At 64.3% G+C, this 19239-nt stretch carries 21 protein-coding genes; 16 read left to right on the forward strand and 5 right to left on the reverse strand.

Annotated elements, in window-relative coordinates; genetic code table 11:
• A partial coding sequence (locus EN780_RS09770; protein ID WP_128273402.1) for an ABC transporter permease subunit occupies positions 1–1598 on the forward strand: 1598 nt, incomplete at its 5' end.
• A gap of 36 nt (positions 1599–1634) precedes the next feature.
• Positions 1635–2012, forward strand: coding sequence for a GFA family protein (locus EN780_RS09775; RefSeq protein ID WP_128273404.1), 378 nt, complete (start codon positions 1635–1637; stop codon positions 2010–2012).
• Positions 2013–2039: 27 nt separating this feature from the next.
• Here the strand turns inward: EN780_RS09775 and EN780_RS09780 are convergent, their stop codons facing one another.
• A complete protein-coding gene (locus EN780_RS09780) occupies positions 2040–3398 on the reverse strand; it encodes an NAD(P)/FAD-dependent oxidoreductase (protein WP_128273406.1) in 1359 nt (452 codons plus the stop codon).
• Positions 3399–3657: 259 nt separating this feature from the next.
• On the opposite strand from EN780_RS09780, the gene EN780_RS09785 reads away from it, so the two are divergent.
• A complete protein-coding gene (locus EN780_RS09785) occupies positions 3658–4380 on the forward strand; it encodes an XRE family transcriptional regulator (RefSeq protein ID WP_128273409.1) in 723 nt (240 codons plus the stop codon).
• 37 nt (positions 4381–4417) lie between these two features.
• On the opposite strand, the gene EN780_RS09790 is transcribed toward EN780_RS09785, so the two are convergent.
• The 4 genes from EN780_RS09790 to EN780_RS09805 form a co-directional block, all read right to left on the reverse strand.
• Positions 4418–5458 (reverse strand): DUF3445 domain-containing protein, encoded by a 1041-nt coding sequence (locus tag EN780_RS09790; RefSeq protein ID WP_127311185.1) that lies wholly within the window; start codon positions 5456–5458, stop codon positions 4418–4420.
• A 9-nt stretch (positions 5459–5467) separates the two neighbouring features.
• Positions 5468–6433: a PDR/VanB family oxidoreductase gene (locus EN780_RS09795; RefSeq protein ID WP_127282585.1), complete on the reverse strand. Its 966-nt coding sequence runs from the start codon at positions 6431–6433 to the stop codon at positions 5468–5470.
• On the reverse strand, positions 6430–7026 hold the full coding sequence (locus EN780_RS09800; protein ID WP_127392723.1) for a dimethylamine monooxygenase subunit DmmA family protein: 597 nt from the start codon (positions 7024–7026) through the stop codon (positions 6430–6432). The genes EN780_RS09795 and EN780_RS09800 overlap by 4 nt, the downstream gene beginning before the upstream one ends.
• 101 nt (positions 7027–7127) lie before the next feature.
• Positions 7128–8261, reverse strand: a complete 1134-nt coding sequence (locus EN780_RS09805; protein ID WP_128273411.1) for an aminomethyltransferase family protein — start codon at positions 8259–8261, stop codon at positions 7128–7130.
• 286 nt (positions 8262–8547) lie between these two features.
• Between EN780_RS09805 and EN780_RS09810 the strand changes: the two genes are divergently transcribed.
• The 13 genes from EN780_RS09810 to EN780_RS09870 all read left to right on the forward strand — a co-directional run.
• Positions 8548–8835: a hypothetical protein gene (locus tag EN780_RS09810; protein ID WP_127282582.1), complete on the forward strand. Its 288-nt coding sequence runs from the start codon at positions 8548–8550 to the stop codon at positions 8833–8835.
• 5 nt (positions 8836–8840) lie between these two features.
• Positions 8841–9218: a hypothetical protein gene (locus EN780_RS09815; protein ID WP_127282581.1), complete on the forward strand. Its 378-nt coding sequence runs from the start codon at positions 8841–8843 to the stop codon at positions 9216–9218.
• Positions 9219–9233: 15 nt separating this feature from the next.
• Positions 9234–9395 carry a hypothetical protein gene (locus EN780_RS09820; protein ID WP_127282580.1) on the forward strand — a complete coding sequence of 54 codons (162 nt, stop codon included), beginning with the start codon at positions 9234–9236 and terminating at the stop codon, positions 9393–9395.
• Positions 9396–9409: 14 nt separating this feature from the next.
• Positions 9410–10810, forward strand: a complete 1401-nt coding sequence (locus tag EN780_RS09825; RefSeq protein WP_127282579.1) for an amino acid permease — start codon at positions 9410–9412, stop codon at positions 10808–10810.
• Positions 10811–10856: 46 nt separating this feature from the next.
• Positions 10857–11546, forward strand: coding sequence for a hypothetical protein (locus EN780_RS09830; RefSeq protein WP_128273412.1), 690 nt, complete (start codon positions 10857–10859; stop codon positions 11544–11546).
• Positions 11543–11872: a hypothetical protein gene (locus EN780_RS09835; RefSeq protein WP_127393062.1), complete on the forward strand. Its 330-nt coding sequence runs from the start codon at positions 11543–11545 to the stop codon at positions 11870–11872. The genes EN780_RS09830 and EN780_RS09835 overlap by 4 nt, the downstream gene beginning before the upstream one ends.
• 84 nt (positions 11873–11956) lie before the next feature.
• Positions 11957–12853, forward strand: coding sequence for a glutamine amidotransferase family protein (locus EN780_RS09840; protein WP_127393063.1), 897 nt, complete (start codon positions 11957–11959; stop codon positions 12851–12853).
• A 4-nt stretch (positions 12854–12857) separates the two neighbouring features.
• Positions 12858–13589: a GXGXG domain-containing protein gene (locus EN780_RS09845; RefSeq protein WP_128273414.1), complete on the forward strand. Its 732-nt coding sequence runs from the start codon at positions 12858–12860 to the stop codon at positions 13587–13589.
• A 6-nt stretch (positions 13590–13595) separates the two neighbouring features.
• Entirely contained in the window at positions 13596–14924 is a 1329-nt protein-coding gene (locus EN780_RS09850; protein ID WP_126056046.1) for an FMN-binding glutamate synthase family protein, read from the forward strand.
• A 62-nt stretch (positions 14925–14986) separates the two neighbouring features.
• Positions 14987–16294 carry a type III glutamate--ammonia ligase gene (gene glnT / locus EN780_RS09855; RefSeq protein ID WP_127393064.1) on the forward strand — a complete coding sequence of 436 codons (1308 nt, stop codon included), beginning with the start codon at positions 14987–14989 and terminating at the stop codon, positions 16292–16294.
• A gap of 94 nt (positions 16295–16388) precedes the next feature.
• On the forward strand, positions 16389–17642 hold the full coding sequence (locus tag EN780_RS09860; protein ID WP_128273416.1) for a sarcosine oxidase subunit beta family protein: 1254 nt from the start codon (positions 16389–16391) through the stop codon (positions 17640–17642).
• Between the two features lie 17 nt (positions 17643–17659).
• Positions 17660–17935 (forward strand): sarcosine oxidase subunit delta, encoded by a 276-nt coding sequence (locus EN780_RS09865; RefSeq protein WP_127282572.1) that lies wholly within the window; start codon positions 17660–17662, stop codon positions 17933–17935.
• Positions 17935–19239 (forward strand): 2Fe-2S iron-sulfur cluster-binding protein (locus tag EN780_RS09870; RefSeq protein ID WP_245499916.1); only part of this gene is annotated, 1305 nt, incomplete at its 3' end. The genes EN780_RS09865 and EN780_RS09870, both read left to right, overlap by 1 nt.

Genomic DNA, 19239 nt, shown 5'->3' on the forward strand with positions numbered 1-19239 from the left:
TGGGTGTGCTGGTCGGCGGCTGCTTTGCCTATGTCGCGCTGTTCGGCCAATGGACCAGCGCCATGCTGACGCTGGCGCTGATCTCGATCGCGGTGCCGTTCTGCATCGTCACCGGCCTGTTCGTCGGCATCTGGGGCTGGCGCAAGCCCTGGGCCGAAAGGCTCGTCGTCTCCCCTGCCCTCGATCTGATGCAGACCATTCCGACCTTCGCCTATCTGATCCCGATGCTGCTCCTGTTCGGCAACAGCCCGGTGTCGGCGATGATCGCGACCGCCATCTTCGCCACGCCGCCGATGGTCAGGGCGACGATGCTCGGGCTGCAGCGCGTGCCGTCCGAGATCGACGAGTTCAGCGAGATGGCCGGCTGCACGGCAAGGCAGAAACTGTGGCGGGTGCTTCTGCCCTCGGCGCGGCCGACGCTGATGGTCGGCGTCAACCAGGTCATCATGCTGGCCCTCAACATGGTCATCATCGCCTCGATGATCGGCGCCGGCGGCCTCGGCTACGACGTGCTGCTGGCGCTGAGGGCGCTGAAGGTCGGCGAAGCGATGGAGGCCGGCCTCGCCATCGTCGCCTTGGCCATCGCGCTCGACCGGCTGAGCCAGGCGATCGCCCACAACCACGCGATGGGTCAGACGCACCAGGCGGCTAGCCCGAATTTCTGGCGGCGCTATCCCAACCTGACGCTGGCCGTCGCCATCCTTGCCGCCACCACGCTGCTCAGCCTGTTCGTGCCCGCCTTCGCGGCGGTGCCGAAAGCGATCACCTTCACGACGGCGCCGTTGTGGAAAGCGGCGGTGAACTGGGTGACGATCAATTTCTTCGACACCATCGAGGCCTTCCGCGTGGCACTGATCCTCAACGTGCTCAATCCGGTGCGCGCCTTCTGCGAGGGCTTCCCGTGGCTGGGCGCCGTGTTCCTGCTCGGCCTAGCCGGCTACCAGCTCGGCGGCGCGCGGCTTGCCGCGCTGGTCGCGGCACTGACCGCCTTCTGCGCGGTGACGGGCTTGTGGGAAAAGACCATGGCGACGGTCTATCTCTGCGGCATCTCGGCCTTCATCTCCTGCCTGATCGGCATTCCGATCGGCTTTGCCGCCTCGCGCAGCGACCGCTTCGAGAAGATCGTCACGCCGATCATCGACACGCTGCAGGTGCTGCCGTCCTTTTGCTTCATCATCCCGGTGGTGATGCTGTTCCGGGTCGGCGACGTCACCGCGATGATCGCGACGATAGCCTTCGCCGTGGTGCCGGCGATCCGCTACACCAATCACGGCATCCGCCAGGTGCCGCCGGCGCTGATCGAGGCGGCGAAGGTTTCCGGCTGCACGCCGCGCCAGACCTTCTTCCGCGTGCAGCTGCCGCTGGCGCTGCCCGAGATCATGCTCGGCGTCAACCAGACGATCCTGATGGCCTTGGCGATGATCATCATCTGCGCCATGGTCGGTACCCGCGATCTCGGCCAGGAGGTGTTCATCGCGCTGTCCAAGGCCGATTCCGGCCGCGGCATCGTCGCGGGGCTGGCCATCGCCTTCATCGGCATCGTCGCCGACCGGCTGTTCAATGCCTGGACAGCGAAAGCCAGGGCGAGGCTCGGGTAAAGCCCCAAGCGCCGAAACTCCAAAGGAGACAGGACCATGACCAGCCGGACGGCCAGCTGCGCCTGCGGCCAATTGCAGATCCGCTGCCCGCAGGAACCCGACATCGTTTCGCTTTGCCATTGCCTGGACTGTCAGCGGCGGACCGGCAGCCCGTTCGGGATCGCGGCCTTCTTCGATGCCGCCGCGACCGATGTCACCGGATCGTCGCGGACATTCGAGCGCAATTCCGATAGCGGATTTTCGATCACCTTTCACTTCTGCGGAAGCTGCGGTTCGACGGTGTTCTGGTATCCGTCGCGACGGCCGGCCGCGGTCGCCGTTGCAGTCGGCTGTTTCGCCGACCCATCCTTTCCGGCGCCGACGCGGTCGGTTTTCGACAAGCGCCGGCACGGCTGGGTCGCCGTGCCGGCCTGACGGCAAGCGCGCCTGGTCGCGAACGCGCTATTCCGCCGCGACGCCCTTCACCTCGAGATAGCTCTCCATCGAGTCGTCCAGCGCCTGCAGCCAGGGCGTATGGTGCAGCGGCGCCATGGTGCCGGTCATCAGCGAGCGATAGGCGTGGTCGCGGAAGCCCATGATGTCCTCCACCTTGTGATGCTCCCACTCCATGAAGGTGTGGTTGACCGCCTCGACGTCGAAGCCCGGATAGTCGGTCTGGTCCATCAGCTCCTTGGTGTAGTCGCCCTGGAACCAGATCATCTGCTCGGCGTCTTCCAGTGTCTCCTCGCGTGCGCGCCACTTGGCGCCGTGCTCGGCCATTGCCTCGGCCGAAGGCAGCTTGATGCGGCCCATGATGACGTCGCGCGCATACCAGGCCTGCGCGTCGAACATGTTGAAGGTATAGAACTGGTCCTGCATGCCGATGTAGAACAGCTTCGGGTTCCTCTCCCACACCACGCCCTCGTAGAGGTCCAGCGGCCACATGCGGTTGGCGGTCTTGAGCTTGAGGTCGTCGGTGAGGAAGGGGAAGGAATGCAAATAGCCGGTGCACAGGATGATGGCATCGACATCCTTGGTGGTGCCGTCCTTGAAATGCGCCGTCTTGCCGACGACCTTCTGCAGCAGCGGCACCTCCTTCCAGTTCTCCGGCCATTTGAAGCCCATCGGCTTCGAGCGGTAGCTGGAGGTGATCGATTTGGCGCCGTATTTGTAGCACTGCGAGCCGATGTCCTCGGCCGAATAGGAACGGCCGATGATCAGGATATCCTTGCCCTTGAATTCCATGGCGTCGCGGAAGTCGTGGCTGTGCAGGATGCGGCCGTTGAAGGTGGCGAAGCCTTCGAAGAACGGCACGTTGGGCACGGAGAAATGGCCGGAGGCGACGACGACATTGTCGAACTCTTCCGAATAGGTGACGTCGTTGCTGCGGTCATGCGCGGTGACGGTGAATTTCTTCGTTGCGTCGGAATAGGTGACCATGCGCACAGGCGTGTTGAAACGCACCCACTTGCGCACGCCTGACTTTTCGACGCGGCCCTTGATGTAGTCCCACAAAACGGCGCGCGGGGGATAGGAGGCGATCGGCCGGCCGAAATGCTCCTCGAAAGTGTAGTCGGCGAATTCGAGGCACTCCTTCGGCCCGTTCGACCAGAGATAGCGGTACATTGAGCCGTGCACCGGGTCGCCATGCTCGTCGAGGCCGGTGCGCCAGGTATAGTTCCACAGCCCGCCCCAGTCGGACTGCTTCTCGAAGCAGACGACTTCCGGAATCTCGGCGCCCTTGTCGGCGGCTGACTTGAAGGCTCGAAGCTGTGCCAGACCGGACGGCCCGGCTCCGATGACGGCAACGCGACTGTTCATGGCGGGTCTCCCGTTCTCATTTCCCCAGCGAAACAAATTTCACTGTCAGTAACAGTAATCGCACCTCTCGTGCTGTCAACGGTCCTTCTGGCGAAAGCGCGTTCCGCGTCGGCAACTTCCGGTGAAAAACCGCCGGCGGGCTGTGAGCGGGAAACGCAGAAATCGGCCGTGGATGGCTTGTTGCGACGATTGCGCTCGTGTACCGGCAATGAATATGTTCACCTTGAGTGAAATAATTCCGCTGAATGCAGGGGGCGACATGGCCAAGAAGGCTTCCGATCTCAAGCACGGCGCCGGCGCCGCCAAGAGCAAGCCTTCGCCGAAGAGCGTGTCGGCCGACGGGCGCACGATCCGCACGCCGCTGACCCAGAACCCGCACGCCATTCGCGACACGCGCGAGAAGGTGCTGGAAGTGGCGATCGGGCGCGAGGTGCGGGCATTCCGCAAGAAGCTCGGCATCACGGTCGCCGATCTCGCCGTCGCCACCGACATTTCGCTCGGCATGCTGTCGAAGATCGAGAACGGCATCACCTCGCCGTCGCTGACCACGCTGCAGGCGCTGTCGAGGGCGCTCGGCGTGCCGGTCACCGCCTTCTTCCGTCGCTTCGAGGAGGAGCATGCCGCGGTCTTCGTCAAGGCCGGCGAAGGCCTCGATGTCGAACGCCGCGGCACGCGCGCCGGCCATCAGTACAATCTGCTCGGCCACATCGGCTCCAACACCAGCGGCGTCGTCGTCGAGCCCTACCTGATCACGCTGACCGAGGATTCGGATGTGTTCCCGACCTTCCAGCATGCGGGCATGGAATTCCTCTATATGCTGGAGGGCGAGGTGGTGTACCGGCACGGCAACAACCTCTACCCGATGAAGCCCGGCGACAGCCTGTTCTTCGACGCCGACGCGCCGCATGGACCCGAACAGCTGACGCGGCTGCCGATGCGGTACCTGTCGATCATCTGCTATCCGCAAAGCAGCGCGGGGTGAATGGCTAAATCTCCCCCTCGTGGGGAGATCGACAGCTTCAATCCGGCCCGAAACCCGGGCTCGTCGGGCTGCCATCGTCCAGCTTCGACAGCCACTCGACCAGCGTCGGACGGTAGCGGGTGAGGCCCTTGTAGGTGGCGAGCTCCTCGGGCAGGTCGCGGATGACGCGGTGCAGGCGCCGCGCCCATTTGGGCTGCGTCACCAGCTCGTCCATCTTGATCAGGTAGCAGCGGATCGGGAAGACGATGCCGTTCGAGCGCGGCAGCCGCCAGAAGCTCTGCAGCTCGACGCGTAGATGCACCTTGTCGCCGACATTCTCAGGCGTGACCGTCGCCCGGTCGGGACCCCATTTGTGGTAGTTCTCCGGGCTGGTGTCGAGGCGCGGGTTGATGGTCATCGTCCAGTTGAGCCGTCTTGCCGGCTTGCCCTGCTGGATGTTGGTGAGGAATTTCAGCGCACGGATGAAGATGCCCTTCTCGTGCGCCAGCGGCACCGGCGCATGCCACTCGAAGAAGTTCATGCCGATGTCGAAATCGAGCGACCAGTCGGCCTGGGTGGTGACCATGCCGGCATCCATCCACAGATTGCCATCGCGCTGGTCGAGGATGCAGAAATCGCCCTGGCTCTGGCGGGTGATGTATTCCATCGGACCATAGGGCAGCGTCGAGGTGTCGCCGAAGGTGAAGGTGTCGTCGATGCCGAGCGGCCGGTTGATCCAGCGCCAGCGGTCGCCGTCGCGGGTCAGCGTGAAATGCTCGGGATAGCCGAGCGCCTGCTGCTCCATCAGCAGCTCGAGCAGGTCCCAGCCGGCCAGCGTCATATGCGGCAGCGACTGGCAGCGAAGGGGATCCTCGGCCAGCACCAAAGCGCGGTCCTGCATCTCGGCGACATAATGCTCGTCGACGTCGATCAGGTTTTCCAGAACGCTGCCCTTCGGGCCGACGACGTGCGGCTCGATGTTGACGGCATACATGTAGCTGTCTTCGTTGAACGGGAACGGAAAGCGCCTGATGTGCTCCGGGCTGTTCCTGAACGTGTAGTCGTCCCGAAAGGTTTCCTTGCGAAAGGTGATGCCCAAGCTCGCCTCCTATCTTTCCAGGACCAGCGACTTGCCCTCGAAGCGCGAGACGCAAGGCATGATCTTGCAGCCGGAGCGATGGTCTTCCTCGCTCAGCCAGTGGTCGTTGTGGATGAACTTGCCGTCGGAAGAGATGACATTGGTCTCGCACTGGCCGCAGACGCCGCCGCGGCAGAGATAGGGCGGATCGACGCCGGCGGCCTCGATCGCCTCGAGCAGGCTCTGCTGCGAGCCGACGCGGATCGTCTTGCCGCTGACGGCCAGCGCCACATCGAAAGGCGCGCCGGGCTGCGGCGCCGCGAAATGCTCGAAATGCACCGTTTCCGACGGCCAGCCGAGAGCGGCGGCGCGGTCGCGCACCCAGTTGATCATGCCCGCCGGGCCGCAGACATAGAGATGCGTGCCGAGCGGCTGCGTCGAAAGCAGACGGTCGAGATCGATGCGCTCGTCGCGATCGTCATGGTAGAGTTTCACCCGGCGGTCGTAGCGCTGCTGCAGTATATCGGCATAGGTGCCGAGCGAAGCGGTGCGGCAGGTGTAGTGGAGTTCGAAATTGCCCCCCGACCCCGCCAGTTGCGCGGTCTGCGCCATGAACGGCGTGATGCCGATGCCGCCGGCCAGCATCAGGTGCTTCCTGGCTCTCAGGTCGAGCGAGAACAGGTTGACCGGATAGCTGATCACCATCTCCAGGCCGGGCTTGACCGACCTGTGCATGAACAGCGAGCCGCCGCGGCCGACATCGTCGCGGCGCACCGAGATCGTGTATTCGCTGGTATTGAGCGGCGAGCCCATCAGCGAATAGGGGTTGAGCCTGGTGCGGTCGCCGTCGCGCATCTCGACCACGACATGAGCGCCGCCTGAAAAGGTCGGCAGGAGTTCACCGTCGCGGCGGCGGAAATGGAAGCGGGTGACCAGGTCGTTGACGGGGACGACATCGCTGACGACGACGTCGAGCTTGGTGGTGCCGGTGCTCATCGGAAGACCTCCTCCATTGGAGGAATCTCTGAGCGATCCTCGGCATTGATGCATACGCCCTGGAAGGCGGCGAGGCGCCGCGAATAGTGGTCGCGCACCAGAAGCAGCAGGCCGCAATGCGCGCAGGTCGCCGGCTGCGTCGTCACGTTCTCGGTGATGCCCTTGCAGTGCACGCACTGCATGCGGCGCGCCAGCGAGCCGCGATGCTCGGTCTGCATGGAGGTGTGGTCGATGCCGGCCTCGAGCGCCACCTGCATGGCCTGGCCGATCAGCCCTTCGGTGCCGCTAAGATAGAGGCGCAGGCCCATATGGGCGTTGGTCAGCGTCTGCCTCAATCGCGGCAGCAGGCTGGCGAAGGACGGCGGCAGATGGAGCTGTGCCGGCTTCAGCGCTTCGAGAGCGGCGATGTGCTTGCCGTCTGGAGCCGCAATGAAGACGATCTCGGCGCCGTCGAAGAAACCGGCCGGCGCCTTGCCGGCCATGTCGATGATCGCGAGCGCGCCTTCGGCATCCGCCACGAAAAGGTGGTGCTTGCCGGGCTGCGGAGACAGGGTTCCGTAAACGGGCCGGCTGATGATCGTCTTGGCTGCCATTCTACCTTAGATCAGTTGGAGCATGATCTTTTCCGAAAACCGGTTCCCACTTTTCGGGATCATGCTCTAGTGCCTCGAAACCCCTCCCCGTTGATAATGCCTCAGCCCTTGGCGGTGCGCTTGGTCTTTTTGGGATCATCGAACGGCAACGGCTGCGCCGTCGCCTTGATCGAGCCGCTCCTGTTGCGAATCTCGAGCCTGGTGTCCTTGACGGCGCAGTCGACGTCGAGGCGGGCGATGCCCATCGACTTCTCGACCAGCGGCGAATACATGGCGCAGGTGACGGCGCCGACCTTCTTGCCGTCGCGATAGACCGGCGCGCCCTCGTCGGCCGGTTCCTTGCCGTCAAGCAGGACGCCGTAGATCTTGAAGCGCTCCTTGCCCTTCAGGCGATAGTGCTCCTCGGCGCCGCGGAAGCCGGTCTTGCCGGGGCTGACAGTGAAGTCGAGGCCGAGTTCCCACAGCGTGTCGCCGGGGCCTTCGTTCTCGAACGGATACTTTTGGGAATTGTCGTAGGGATAGAACAGCAGGTAGCTCTCGACGCGCAGCATATCGAGCGTGGTGAAGCGGCATGGGATGATGCCGACGCCCTTCCCCTCGTCGAGGATCCTGTCCCAGATCGTGCCGGCATCCTGGCCTCGGCAGAAGATCTCGTAGCCGCGCTCGCCAGTGTAGCCGGTGCGCGAGATCATCACCGGGAAACCGAACAGCTGCGTCTGCATGTGATGGAAATAGTTGAGGTCGCGGATGCCCGGCACGTGCTTGGCCAGGTAGTCGACAGCGGTCGGCCCCTGCAGCGATAGGTCGTGCAGATTGTCGTCGAAGCGTAGCGAGACGTCGCGGCCCGCCGCTGCGCGCTGCAACTCCTCATGGCCGGTGCCGGAGCCGTGCACCACCATCCAGCTGTTGGGGCTGATGCGATAGATGATGCAGTCGTCGGTGAACTTGCCGGCCTCGTTCAGCATGCAGGCATAGGCCGACTTGCCTGGATAGATCTTCTCGACGTCGCGGGTGGTGGCGAGGTCGATGAGGTGCGCGGCGTGCGGCCCGGTGATGTGAACCTTCTTCAGGCCGGAGACGTCCATCAGGCCGGCCTTGGTGCGGATGGCGACATATTCCTCGTCGGCATCCTTGTCGTAGGTCCAGGCGGTGCCCATGCCGCTCCAGTCCTCGAGCTTCGAGCCGAGCGCGCGATGGCGGTCCGCCAAGGTCGAAAATCTCCAGGATGCCGTCATCCGATCGTCCTCCGTCAGAAAGTCATTGCTGTTCCCTGCTCCTTGGCTCGATGGCCGGAGCTTTGATCGAATATTGACCGCAAACGACGAAGCGCTGCAATCCCCTTGAAGCAAATAATTTCATTGTCAGGCAAATTTCTTGACATGGAACGAACGGTTCACAACGCCGAAATGCGGCTTGACAATTCCGGAATTCGGTCGGAATTTATGAAAAAAATTTCACTCTGTTGAAAGAGTGAGACGCCCGGCCGATTCGGGACCGGACGTCGAGAGAAGGGGAAAACCGATGTCCGACCTGCAGCAGCGCATCGAAGCGCTGTACCGTTCCGACGTGCGCGGATCCGCGCTCCTGATCATTTGCCTGTGGGCGACGATCCTCTTCGTCCTCATCATGACATGGCCATACATTCCACACGCCGGCATCAAGCTGGTCGTCGCGGTCGCCGCCGGCGCCGTGCTGATCTTCAACACGGCCGCCATCCTGGCGATGGTCAACCACTACAAGGAAGACAAGGACTTCATCTACGGGCTCGACATCAAGAACGCCGACGCGTTCCGCAACCGCAAGGGGTAGACAGCATGTCCCGCTACAAGCCGCCGGAACAGAGCAAGGCCGGCCAGATCCTCGATATCGCTGTGGTCGTGGTCGCCATTTTCGTGGCGCTTTGGCTGCCGCTGAAGCTCGGCCTCGCCGGAGCCGCGAAGTCCATCGATCCGCTCGACGCCAAGACTTGGGACGCGCTTGGCCAGAATGCGACCATGGCGTCGATCTGGGAGAAGCTCGGCTACACGCCCGAGACCGCGCACGACATCATCCAGAACCGCTTCCACTATGTGATCGACTGGCCGACGCTGATCATCATGGCGGCGGTGCTGATCGGCTATTTCGTGTTCCTGTTCCGCGCATCGGACCGGGAATATCGCGAAGTCATCAACGAAAAGTTCGACGACAAGTAACCCGGGGACACGATCATGTGGATACCGCTGTCTTACGCCTGCTGGGGCATCTCGATCGTGCTCGCGCTGTGGATGCTCTACGACTGGTTCAAGGTCGACACGACCTATTCCGAGGAGGTGCTGACCTCCTCGCGCGAAGGCGAGCTTGAAGCCGTTTCCGAAAAGCACCGGATCTGAGTGGGGATTGATCGATGACGGTCGCGCTTGACAACACCACCACCATCCACGGCGACAGGGTCTCGCTGCTCCGGGTGCTCGGCCCCGCCCATGTCTGGGCGCTCGGCGTCGGCATCGTGCTGGTCGGCGAATTCACCGGCTGGAATTTCGCCGCCGACAAGGGCGGCGCGCTGGCGGCGCTGATCGTCTGCTGGCTCGTCGGGCTGCTCTACACCTCGGTCGCCATGATCGATTCCGAGGTGACATCGACCGTCGCCGCCGCCGGCGGCCAGTATGCGCAGGCCAAGCACATCGTCGGGCCGCTGATGGCCTTCAACGTCGCGCTGTTCCTGGTCTTCGCCTACACGATGCTGGAAGTGTCGGACGCCATCCTGCTCGGCGACACGATCGTCGCCAAGGCCGGCGTCGAGGGCCTAACGCACAATTCCTTCATCGCCGCCACCATCGTGGTGCTGGCATGGCTCAACTATCGCGGCGTGCTGATGACGCTCAACGTCAACTTCGTCATCACCGCGATTGCCTACATCTCGATCGTCATCCTGTTCTTCTCGGTGAGCCCGTGGACGCAAGGCGCGGTGCTGAAGCTCAACGAACTGGTGACGCCCAGCAATGCGCTGCCCTATGGCTGGATCGGCGTCATCGCCGCCTTCCAGTTCGGCATCTGGTACTATCTCGGCATCGAGGGCACCACGCAGGCGGCCGAAGAAGTGCGCTCACCGGCGCGCTCGCTGCCCTACGGCACCATGGCCGGCATGATCACGCTTCTGATCGCCGCTGCCATGACCTGGTATGTCTGCGCCTCGATGATGCCGTGGGAGTATCTCGGCATCACCTATTATCCGCTTTGGGACGCCGGCAAGCTGACGGGCAGCCCGCTGCTCGAGAACCTGCTGTTCATCGCGACGCTGCTGGCAGCACTTGCCTCGGCCAATGGCTGCATCAACGATGCCGCCCGTGCATGGTTCTCGCTCGGCCGTGACCGCTACCTGCCGAGCTGGTTCTCGGCGGTGCATCCGAGATACCGCACGCCCTACCGCTCGATCCTGTTCCTGCTGCCGATCGCGCTCGCCTTCGCCTTCATCGCCGACCTCAACCAGGCGATCACCTTCTCGATCCTGTCGGGCGTGCTGCAATACACCTTCATGAGCATCAACATCATGATGTTCCGCAAGAAGTGGCCGCTGGGTTCCATCCGCCGCGGCTACACGCACCCCTTCCATCCGCTGCCGGCAATCGTGCTGTTCTGCCTGTGCGTGGTCACCTTCTTCGCCATCTTCCTCGGCTTCGGCTCGCAGCTGATCGCGATGACCATCTTCTATTTCCTGATCTCGCTGTGGTTCCACTTCTACCGTTACAAATTCGTGCGCCGCGGCGACCAGTTCACCATGCCGTGGCCGAAGCCGCAGGGCTATTGAGTGGAAAGAAAGCCCGCCGGCTGACGGCGGGCTCTGGCGTGTCGAGATGTCTGAGTTGACGTCAGTCTTGTTTGCCGGGGCGATTGCGCTTGCCGTCGTCGTCCCCCTTGCCTGGCTCGCGCGCAAAAGCCGCAACCGGGCCGAGGCGGCGCTTGCCGCCGACACCGCCGGCATTCGCACCGTTGTTGCCGACGCCGTCGATATCTCCGACGGCACGGCTGGTGTCGCCATCTGGGCGGGCACCTGGAACGGGCTTCGTGTGCAGGTCCGCACCATCGTCGACACGCTGGCGACCCGAAAACTGCCGGCGCGCTGGCTCACCGTCACGGTCACCGAGCCTGTCGACGTTCCGGGAACTTTCGACATGATGATGCGGCCGGGCTCGGCGACCACGTTTTCCAATTTCGATCACCTTGGCCACACGCTGCCGAAGACCGCCGGCTTTCCCGTCGAGGCGGTACTGCGCACGGACCGCAAGGGAGTCGCCTTCCCGCAGGACGTGATCGCCGGCCATCTCGACATCTTTGCCGAGGGCCGGGCCAAGGAGCTGCTGGTCACACCGAAGGGCGTGCGCATCGTCTGGCTGCTGGCCGAGGCAGAGCGGGCGCGCTACGGCGTGTTCCGGCAGGCTGCGTTTGGCGACACGAAACTGGATCCGGCGCTGATCGAAAGGCTGCTGCAATCGGCCTCGACGCTTCGCGATGCCATCAACGAGCGCAAACGGCAGGCCGCATGACCGACAAAGCCAGTTCCCCCGCCTCGGCGAATCCGTATCTCGTGCTCGGTGCGGCGATCGTGCTGCCGGGGAGCGGACATGTCATGCTCGGCGTGCCGACGCGCGGGCTGCAATTCCTGTTCTTCATGGTGATCCTTGGCTGGGTGACCACCAAGGTGGCGGCACCGGACGCCAGCTTCGTCGGCCGTCATGCCGGCGGCTTCCTGATTTATGCACTGTCGATTCTCGATGCCTACAAGATGGCACGCATCCGCTACACGCAATGGGCTCATAGTGACCGCCGAAGCGATGACGGCGCGGCCGGCGGCGTAGAGCCGCACACGTAACTAGAGGAAAATTTTTTTCATATGGTTGAATTCTAATTCCTCATTCGGTACATCATTTGAGAGCCATAAACGTCGGAGGCTGACATGTGCGGAATCGTCGGACTTTTCCTCAAGGACAGGTCGCTGGAGCCCAAGCTGGGCGCGATGCTGTCGGAGATGCTGATCTGCCTCACCGACCGGGGTCCGGACAGTGCCGGCATCGCCATCTATGGCGCACCGGCCGGCAACGAGGCCAAGATCACCATCCAGTCGGCGAAACCGGAACACGACTTCCGCGGCCTCGACGCGGAGCTCGCCAAGGCGATCGGCGCGCCGGTGAGCGTCGCGGTCAAATCGACGCATGCGGTGATCAGGACGGCTCCGGACAAGGTCGACACCGCGCGTGAGGCACTGCAATCGCTTCGGCCCGATATCCGCATCATGGGCGCCGGCGAAGCGGTCGAGATCTACAAGGAGGTCGGCCTGCCGGAAGCCGTCGTCGAGCGTTTCGACGTGCGCTCGATGACCGGCACGCACGGCATCGGCCACACCCGCATGGCGACGGAATCGGCGGTCACCACGATGGGCGCGCACCCCTTCTCGACCGGAGCCGACCAATGCCTGGTGCACAATGGCTCGCTGTCCAACCACAACAATGTGCGGCGCGAGCTGGTCCGCGAGGGCATGAAATTCGAGACCGAAAACGACACCGAGGTGGCAGCCGCCTATCTCTCCTCCAAGATCGCGCATGGCAAGAACCTCGGCGAGGCGCTGGAGGGCACACTCTCCGATCTCGACGGCTTCTTCACCTTCGTCGTCGGCACCAAGAACGGCTTTGGCGTGGTGCGCGATCCGATCGCCTGCAAGCCCGCCGTCATGGCCGAGACCGACCAGTATGTCGCCTTCGGTTCGGAATATCGCGCGCTCACCAAACTGCCCGGCATAGACAATGCGAGGGTCTGGGAACCGGAGCCCGCAACCGTCTATTTCTGGGAGCACTGAGTTCATGCCGGCAACCAACGTATCCACCGCTCAGCGCGACCAGAGCCACGCCAGGGTGTTCGACCTTGCCGCACTGTCGCTGCGCGAGCTGAACCAGGCGCTGCATCAGCTGACCCCGGGCTCCAACGAGACGGCCTGGGAGGTGCTCAACCCCAAGGGCAGCCATTCGGTCGCCGTCGGCGTCGACCAGCCGGTCGCCATCGATGTGCGCGGCAGCGTCGGCTACTATTGCGGCGGCATGAATGCCGGCGGCGCCATCACCGTGCATGGCTCGGCCGGCCCCGGCGTCGGCGAGAACATGATGTCGGGCTCGATCGTGATCAAAGGCGACGCCAGCCAGTATGCCGGCGCCACCGGCCGCGGCGGCCTGCTGGTCATCGAAGGCAACGCGTCGTCGCGCTGCGGCATCTCGATGAAGGGCATCGACATCGTCGTGCACGGCAATATCGGCCACATGTCGGCCTTCATGGCGCAGTCCGGCAACCTCGTGGTCCTGGGCGATGCCGGCGATGCGCTGGGCGATTCCATCTACGAGGCGCGGCTGTTCGTGCGCGGCAAGGTCGACAGCCTGGGCGCCGACTGCATCGCCAAGGAGATGCGGCCCGAGCATCTGGAATTCCTGCAAGGCCTGCTCGACCGCGCCGGCGTGACCGGCGTCAAGGCTTCGGAGTTCAAGCGCTACGGCTCGGCGCGCAAGCTCTACAATTTCAATATCGACAACGCCGACGCGTATTGAGGCAAGATGACCTATCGCAACCCGCCGACGACGCCGCGCAAATCCGCGACCTTCGACGACTACACGCTCTCCGAAATCCGCCGCGCCGCGGCGACCGGCATCTATGACATCCGCGGCGCCGGCGCCAAGCGCAAGCTGCCGCATTTCGACGACCTCTTGTTCCTCGGCGCCTCGATCTCGCGCTATCCGCTGGAAGGCTATCGCGAGCGCTGTGACACCAGCGTGGTGCTCGGCACGCGCCACGCCAAGAAGCCGATCGAGCTGAAGATCCCGATCACCATCGCCGGCATGAGCTTCGGCTCGCTGTCCGGCCCCGCCAAGGAGGCGCTGGGACGCGGCGCGACGCTGTCCGGCACCTCGACCACCACCGGCGACGGCGGCATGACCGAGGAAGAGCGCGGCCATTCCAAGCAGTTGGTCTACCAGTACCTGCCGTCACGCTACGGCATGAACCCGCGCGACCTGCGCCGCGCCGACGCGATCGAAGTGGTCGTCGGCCAGGGCGCCAAGCCCGGCGGCGGCGGCATGCTGCTCGGCCAGAAGATCTCCGACCGCGTCGCCGAGATGCGCACGCTGCCAAAGGGCATCGACCAGCGCTCGGCGTCGCGCCATCCCGACTGGACCGGGCCCGACGACCTCGAGATCAAGATCCTCGAACTGCGCGAGATCACCGACTGGGAAAAGCCGATCTACGTGAAGGTCGGCGGCGCCCGCCCCTATTACGACACCGCGCTCGCGGTGAAGGCCGGCGCCGACGTCGTCGTCGTCGACGGCATGCAGGGCGGCACCGCCGCGACGCAGGAAGTGTTCATCGAAAATGTCGGCCAGCCGACGCTTGCCTGCATCAGGCCGGCGGTGCAGGCGCTGCAGGACCTCGGCATGCACCGCAAGGTGCAGCTGATCGTTTCCGGCGGCATCCGCAACGGCGCCGACGTCGCCAAGGCGTTGGCGCTCGGAGTCGACGCTGTGTCGATCGGCACGGCGGCGCTGGTTGCGCTGGGCGACAACGATCCCCGGTGGGAGGCGGAGTACAATGCGCTCGGCTCCACCGCCGGCGCCTATGACGACTGGCACGAAGGCCGCGACCCGGCCGGCATCACCACCCAGGACCCCGAGCTGATGAAGCGGGTCGACCCGATCGCGGCAGGACGGCGGCTGGCGAATTACCTGAAAGTGATGACGCTGGAGGCGCAGACGATCGCGCGCGCCTGCGGCAAGAACAGCCTGCACAACCTCGAGCCCGAGGATCTCGTCGCGCTCACCATCGAGGCGGCCGCCATGGCGGGCGTGCCGCTTGCCGGCACCAACTGGATACCGGGGAAGAACGGCTTCTAATCAATTGAAGGGCCAAGACCCAAATGCCTTGGGCCATGGCCGACAAAAAATGGGGAACTGGTGTGACTACTGATCTTGCAGAATTCGCAAGGGCGAAAAACGTCAAATATTTCATGATCTCCTACACCGACCTGTTCAGCGGGCAGCGTGCGAAGCTGGTGCCGGCACAGGCGATCGCCGACATGCAGAAGGACGGCGCGGGATTTGCCGGCTTCGCCACATGGCTCGATCTTACCCCGGCGCATCCGGACATGCTGGCGGTGCCGGATCCAGCCTCGGTCATACAGTTGCCGTGGAAGCCGGAGGTCGCCTGGGTCGCCGCCAATTGCGTCATGGACGACAAGGAGGTCGGCCAGGCGCCGCGCAACACGCTGAAGCGGGTGATCGAAGAGGCCGCCCGCGACGGCATGCATGTCAAGACCGGCGTCGAGGCCGAGTTCTTCCTGATCTCGCCGGACGGCAAGGCGATCTCCGACGAATACGATACCGCCTCAAAACCATGCTACGACCAGCAGGCGGTGATGCGCCGCTACGACGTCATCGCCGAGATCTGCGACCACATGCTGGCGCTGGGCTGGGGCCCGTACCAGAACGACCATGAGGACGCCAACGGCCAGTTCGAGATGAACTGGACCTTCGACCATGCGCTGGCGACCGCCGACAAGCACTCCTTCTTCAAATTCATGGTGAAGTCGATTGCCGAAAAGCACGGCCTGCGCGCGACCTTCATGCCCAAGCCCTTCCAGGGCCTGACCGGCAATGGCTGCCATGCGCATATCTCGGTGTGGGACGAGACCGGCAAGACCAATGTCTTCGCCGACAATGCGATGGAGCTCGGCCTCTCGGCCAAGGGCAAGAATTTCCTAGGCGGCATCATGAAGCATGCCTCGGCGCTTGCGGCTATCACCAACCCGACGGTCAATTCCTACAAGCGCATCAATGCGCCGCGCACGATTTCTGGCGCGACCTGGGCACCGAACACGGTGACCTGGACCGGCAACAACCGCACCCACATGGTGCGCGTGCCAGGCCCGGGCCGTTTCGAACTGCGCCTGCCCGACGGTGCAGCCAACCCGTATCTGCTGCAGGCCGTCATCATCGCTGCCGGTCTCGATGGCATCCGCTCGAAGGCCGACCCGGGCAAACGCTACGACATCGACATGTACCAGTTCGGCCATACCGTGACGGACGCGCCGAAATTGCCGCTCAACCTGCTCGACGCGCTGCGCGAGTTCGACAATGACAAATCGCTGAAGGCGGCGCTGGGTGAGGAATTCTCGTCGGCTTACCTAAAGCTGAAGCAACAGGAATGGAATTCCTATGCTTCGCACTTCACGCAGTGGGAGCGCGACCACACGCTGGATATCTGAAGCATCGGACCGAAAGGTGCGAAGCGGTTTTCGGACGAATCCGATGCGTTGAGGAAGACGACCAGCGCGACGCGAGCGATCTCGGAATGACCTTATGAAATATTCGATCTTCTCGCTCGCCCGCGCCGCCCTATCCGGCCACAAGAACTGGCAACGCACCTGGCGCGACGCCAGCCCGAAGGACCGCTACGATGTGGTGATCATCGGCGGCGGCGGCCATGGGCTGGCGACGGCGTGGTTCCTCGCCAGCGAGTTCGGCATCCGCAATGTCGCCGTTCTCGAAAAGGGCTGGATCGGCTCCGGCAATGCCGGCCGCAACACCACCATCATCCGCTCCAACTACGGCCTGCCCGGCAATACCGGCTTCTACGAGCTGTCGATGAAGCTGTGGGAGCGGATGGAGCAGGACCTCAACTACAATGCGATGGTCAGCCAGCGCGGCGTCATCAACCTCTACCATTCCGACGCCCAGCGCGACGCCTATGCGCGGCGCGGCAACACCATGCGCATCAACGGTATCGACGCCGAATTGCTCGACCTCGCGGCGGTCAGGAAAATGATGCCGTTCCTGAACTTCGACAATGCGCGCTTCCCCGTGCAGGGCGGGCTGCTGCAGCGGCGCGGCGGTACGGCGCGACACGACGCCGTCGTGTGGGGCTATGCGCATGCGGCCAGCGCGCTTGGCGTCGACATCATCCAGAACTGCGAGGTCACCGGCTTCACGCGCGACAGCAACGGCAAGGTGACCGGCGTCGAGACCTCGCGCGGCCGCATCGGCGCCGGCAAGGTCGGCATGGCGGTCGCCGGCTCCTCATCGCGGGTCGCGGCGATGGCGGGCCTGCGCCTGCCGATCGAAAGCCACGTGCTGCAGGCCTTCGTCTCCGAGGCGATCAAGCCGCTGCTGCCCAATGTCATGACCTTCGGCGCAGGGCATTTCTATGTCAGCCAGTCGGACAAGGGCGGCCTGGTCTTCGGCGGCGACATCGACGGCTACAATTCCTACGCCCAGCGCGGCAACCTTCCGGTCATGGAGGATGTCTGCGAGGGCGGCATGGCGCTGATCCCGATGATCGGCCGCGTCAGGCTGCTGCGCCAGTGGGGCGGCATCATGGACATGTCGATGGACGGCACGCCGATCATCGACAAGAGCCCTGTCGATGGCCTCTATCTCAATGCCGGCTGGTGCTATGGCGGCTTCAAGGCGACGCCCGGCTCCGGCTTGGTCTTTGCCCATCTCATCGCCCGCGACGAAGCGCACAAAGAAGCCTCGCGCTTCCGCCTCGATCGCTTCCAGCGCGGCGCGATGATCGACGAAAAGGGCCAGGGCGCCCAACCGAACCTGCACTGAAGGCGGCCAGGAAAACCATGCGTATTGTCTGTCCCTTCTGCGGCGAACGCGAACTCGGCGAGTTCACCTATCTCGGCGACGCCAAGCCGCAACGGCCGGCGGCGGACGCGGGCGAAGAGGCCGTCTACGACTATGTCTACCTGCGTGACAACATCGCCGGCCCGATGAGCGAGCACTGGTATCATGGCGGCGGCTGCAGGGCCTGGCTGAAGGTCACCCGCAACACGCTGACGCATGAGATTTCGGCCGTCGTGCCCGCTGCTGGCGCCGGTGCGGCAAAGGTTGACGCGTGATGGTGGGCGGCGCGCAAACACACCGGCTGGCAGACGGCGGCCTCATCGACCGCTCGGTGCCGCTGAGCTTCCGCTTCGACGGCAAGACGCTGCTTGGCTTCCAGGGCGACACGCTGGCCTCGGCGCTGGTCGCCAATGGCGTCAAGCTGGTCGGCCGCTCGTTCAAGTACCACCGCCCGCGCGGCATCCTGACGGCGGGATCGGAAGAGCCGAACGCGCTGGTCGAATTGCGCGGCGGCGCAAGGCGCGAGCCGAACACCAAAGCGACGACAGCGGAACTGTATGACGGTCTCGAGGCCGCCAGCCAGAACCGCTGGCCGTCGCTGCGCCACGATTTCCTGTCGGTCAACCAGCTGTTCGCGCCGATCTTCGTCGCCGGCTTCTACTACAAGACCTTCATGTGGCCGGCGAAGTTCTGGGAAGCGGTCTACGAGCCGGCGATCCGCCGCGCCGCCGGTCTCGGCCGCGCCGCTGGCATTTCTGATCCCGACCACTACGACAAGGCCTGGGCGCATTGCGACGTGCTGATCGCCGGCTCCGGTCCGGCGGGACTGGCGGCGGCTTTGGCGGCAGGCCGCAGCGGGGCGCGCGTCATCCTGTGCGAAGAGGATTTTGTCCCGGGCGGCCGCTTGCTTGCCGACGGCGGAACGATCGACGGCCTGCCGGCCGCCGAATGGATTGCCCGCACGCTGGCCGAGCTTGGCTCGATGCCCGATGTCCGCATCATGACGCGCACGACGCTGTTCGGCGTCTATGACGGCGGCACCTATGGCGCGATCGAGCGCGTCAACGACCATCTGCCGGTTCCGCCGGAGCACCAGGTGCGGCAGCGGCTGTGGCGGATCGTGGCGAAGCGCAGCATTGTCGCGGCAGGCGCGATCGAGCGGCCGATCGTCTTTGCCGGCAACGACACGCCCGGCGTGATGATGGCTTCCGCCATGCGCAGCTACATCGGCCGCTATGCGGCAACGCCCGCAAAACGCGTCGCGCTGTTCACCAACAACGAGGACGGCTGGCGCACGGTCGAGACGGCGATTGCCGCCGGGCTGCAGGTCGCGGCGGTGATCGATGCGCGGCCGGATGTCTCGCCGCAGCATCGCTCGCTTGCTTCGAAGAACGGCTTCCCGGTGCTCAACGGCTCAGTTACCGGCGTCGACGGCGGCAAGGACGGCGTGCGCAAGATCGCCGTCTCGCTGACCGGCGGCGCGCGCGCCGAGGTCGACGCCGACGGGCTTGCCGTTTCCGGCGGCTGGAATCCTTCGGTCGGGCTGACCTCCTATCATCGCGGCCGGCCGAAATGGCGC

This window comes from Mesorhizobium sp. M4B.F.Ca.ET.089.01.1.1 (genome assembly GCF_004022605.1).
Lineage (GTDB): Bacteria > Pseudomonadota > Alphaproteobacteria > Rhizobiales > Rhizobiaceae > Mesorhizobium > Mesorhizobium abyssinicae.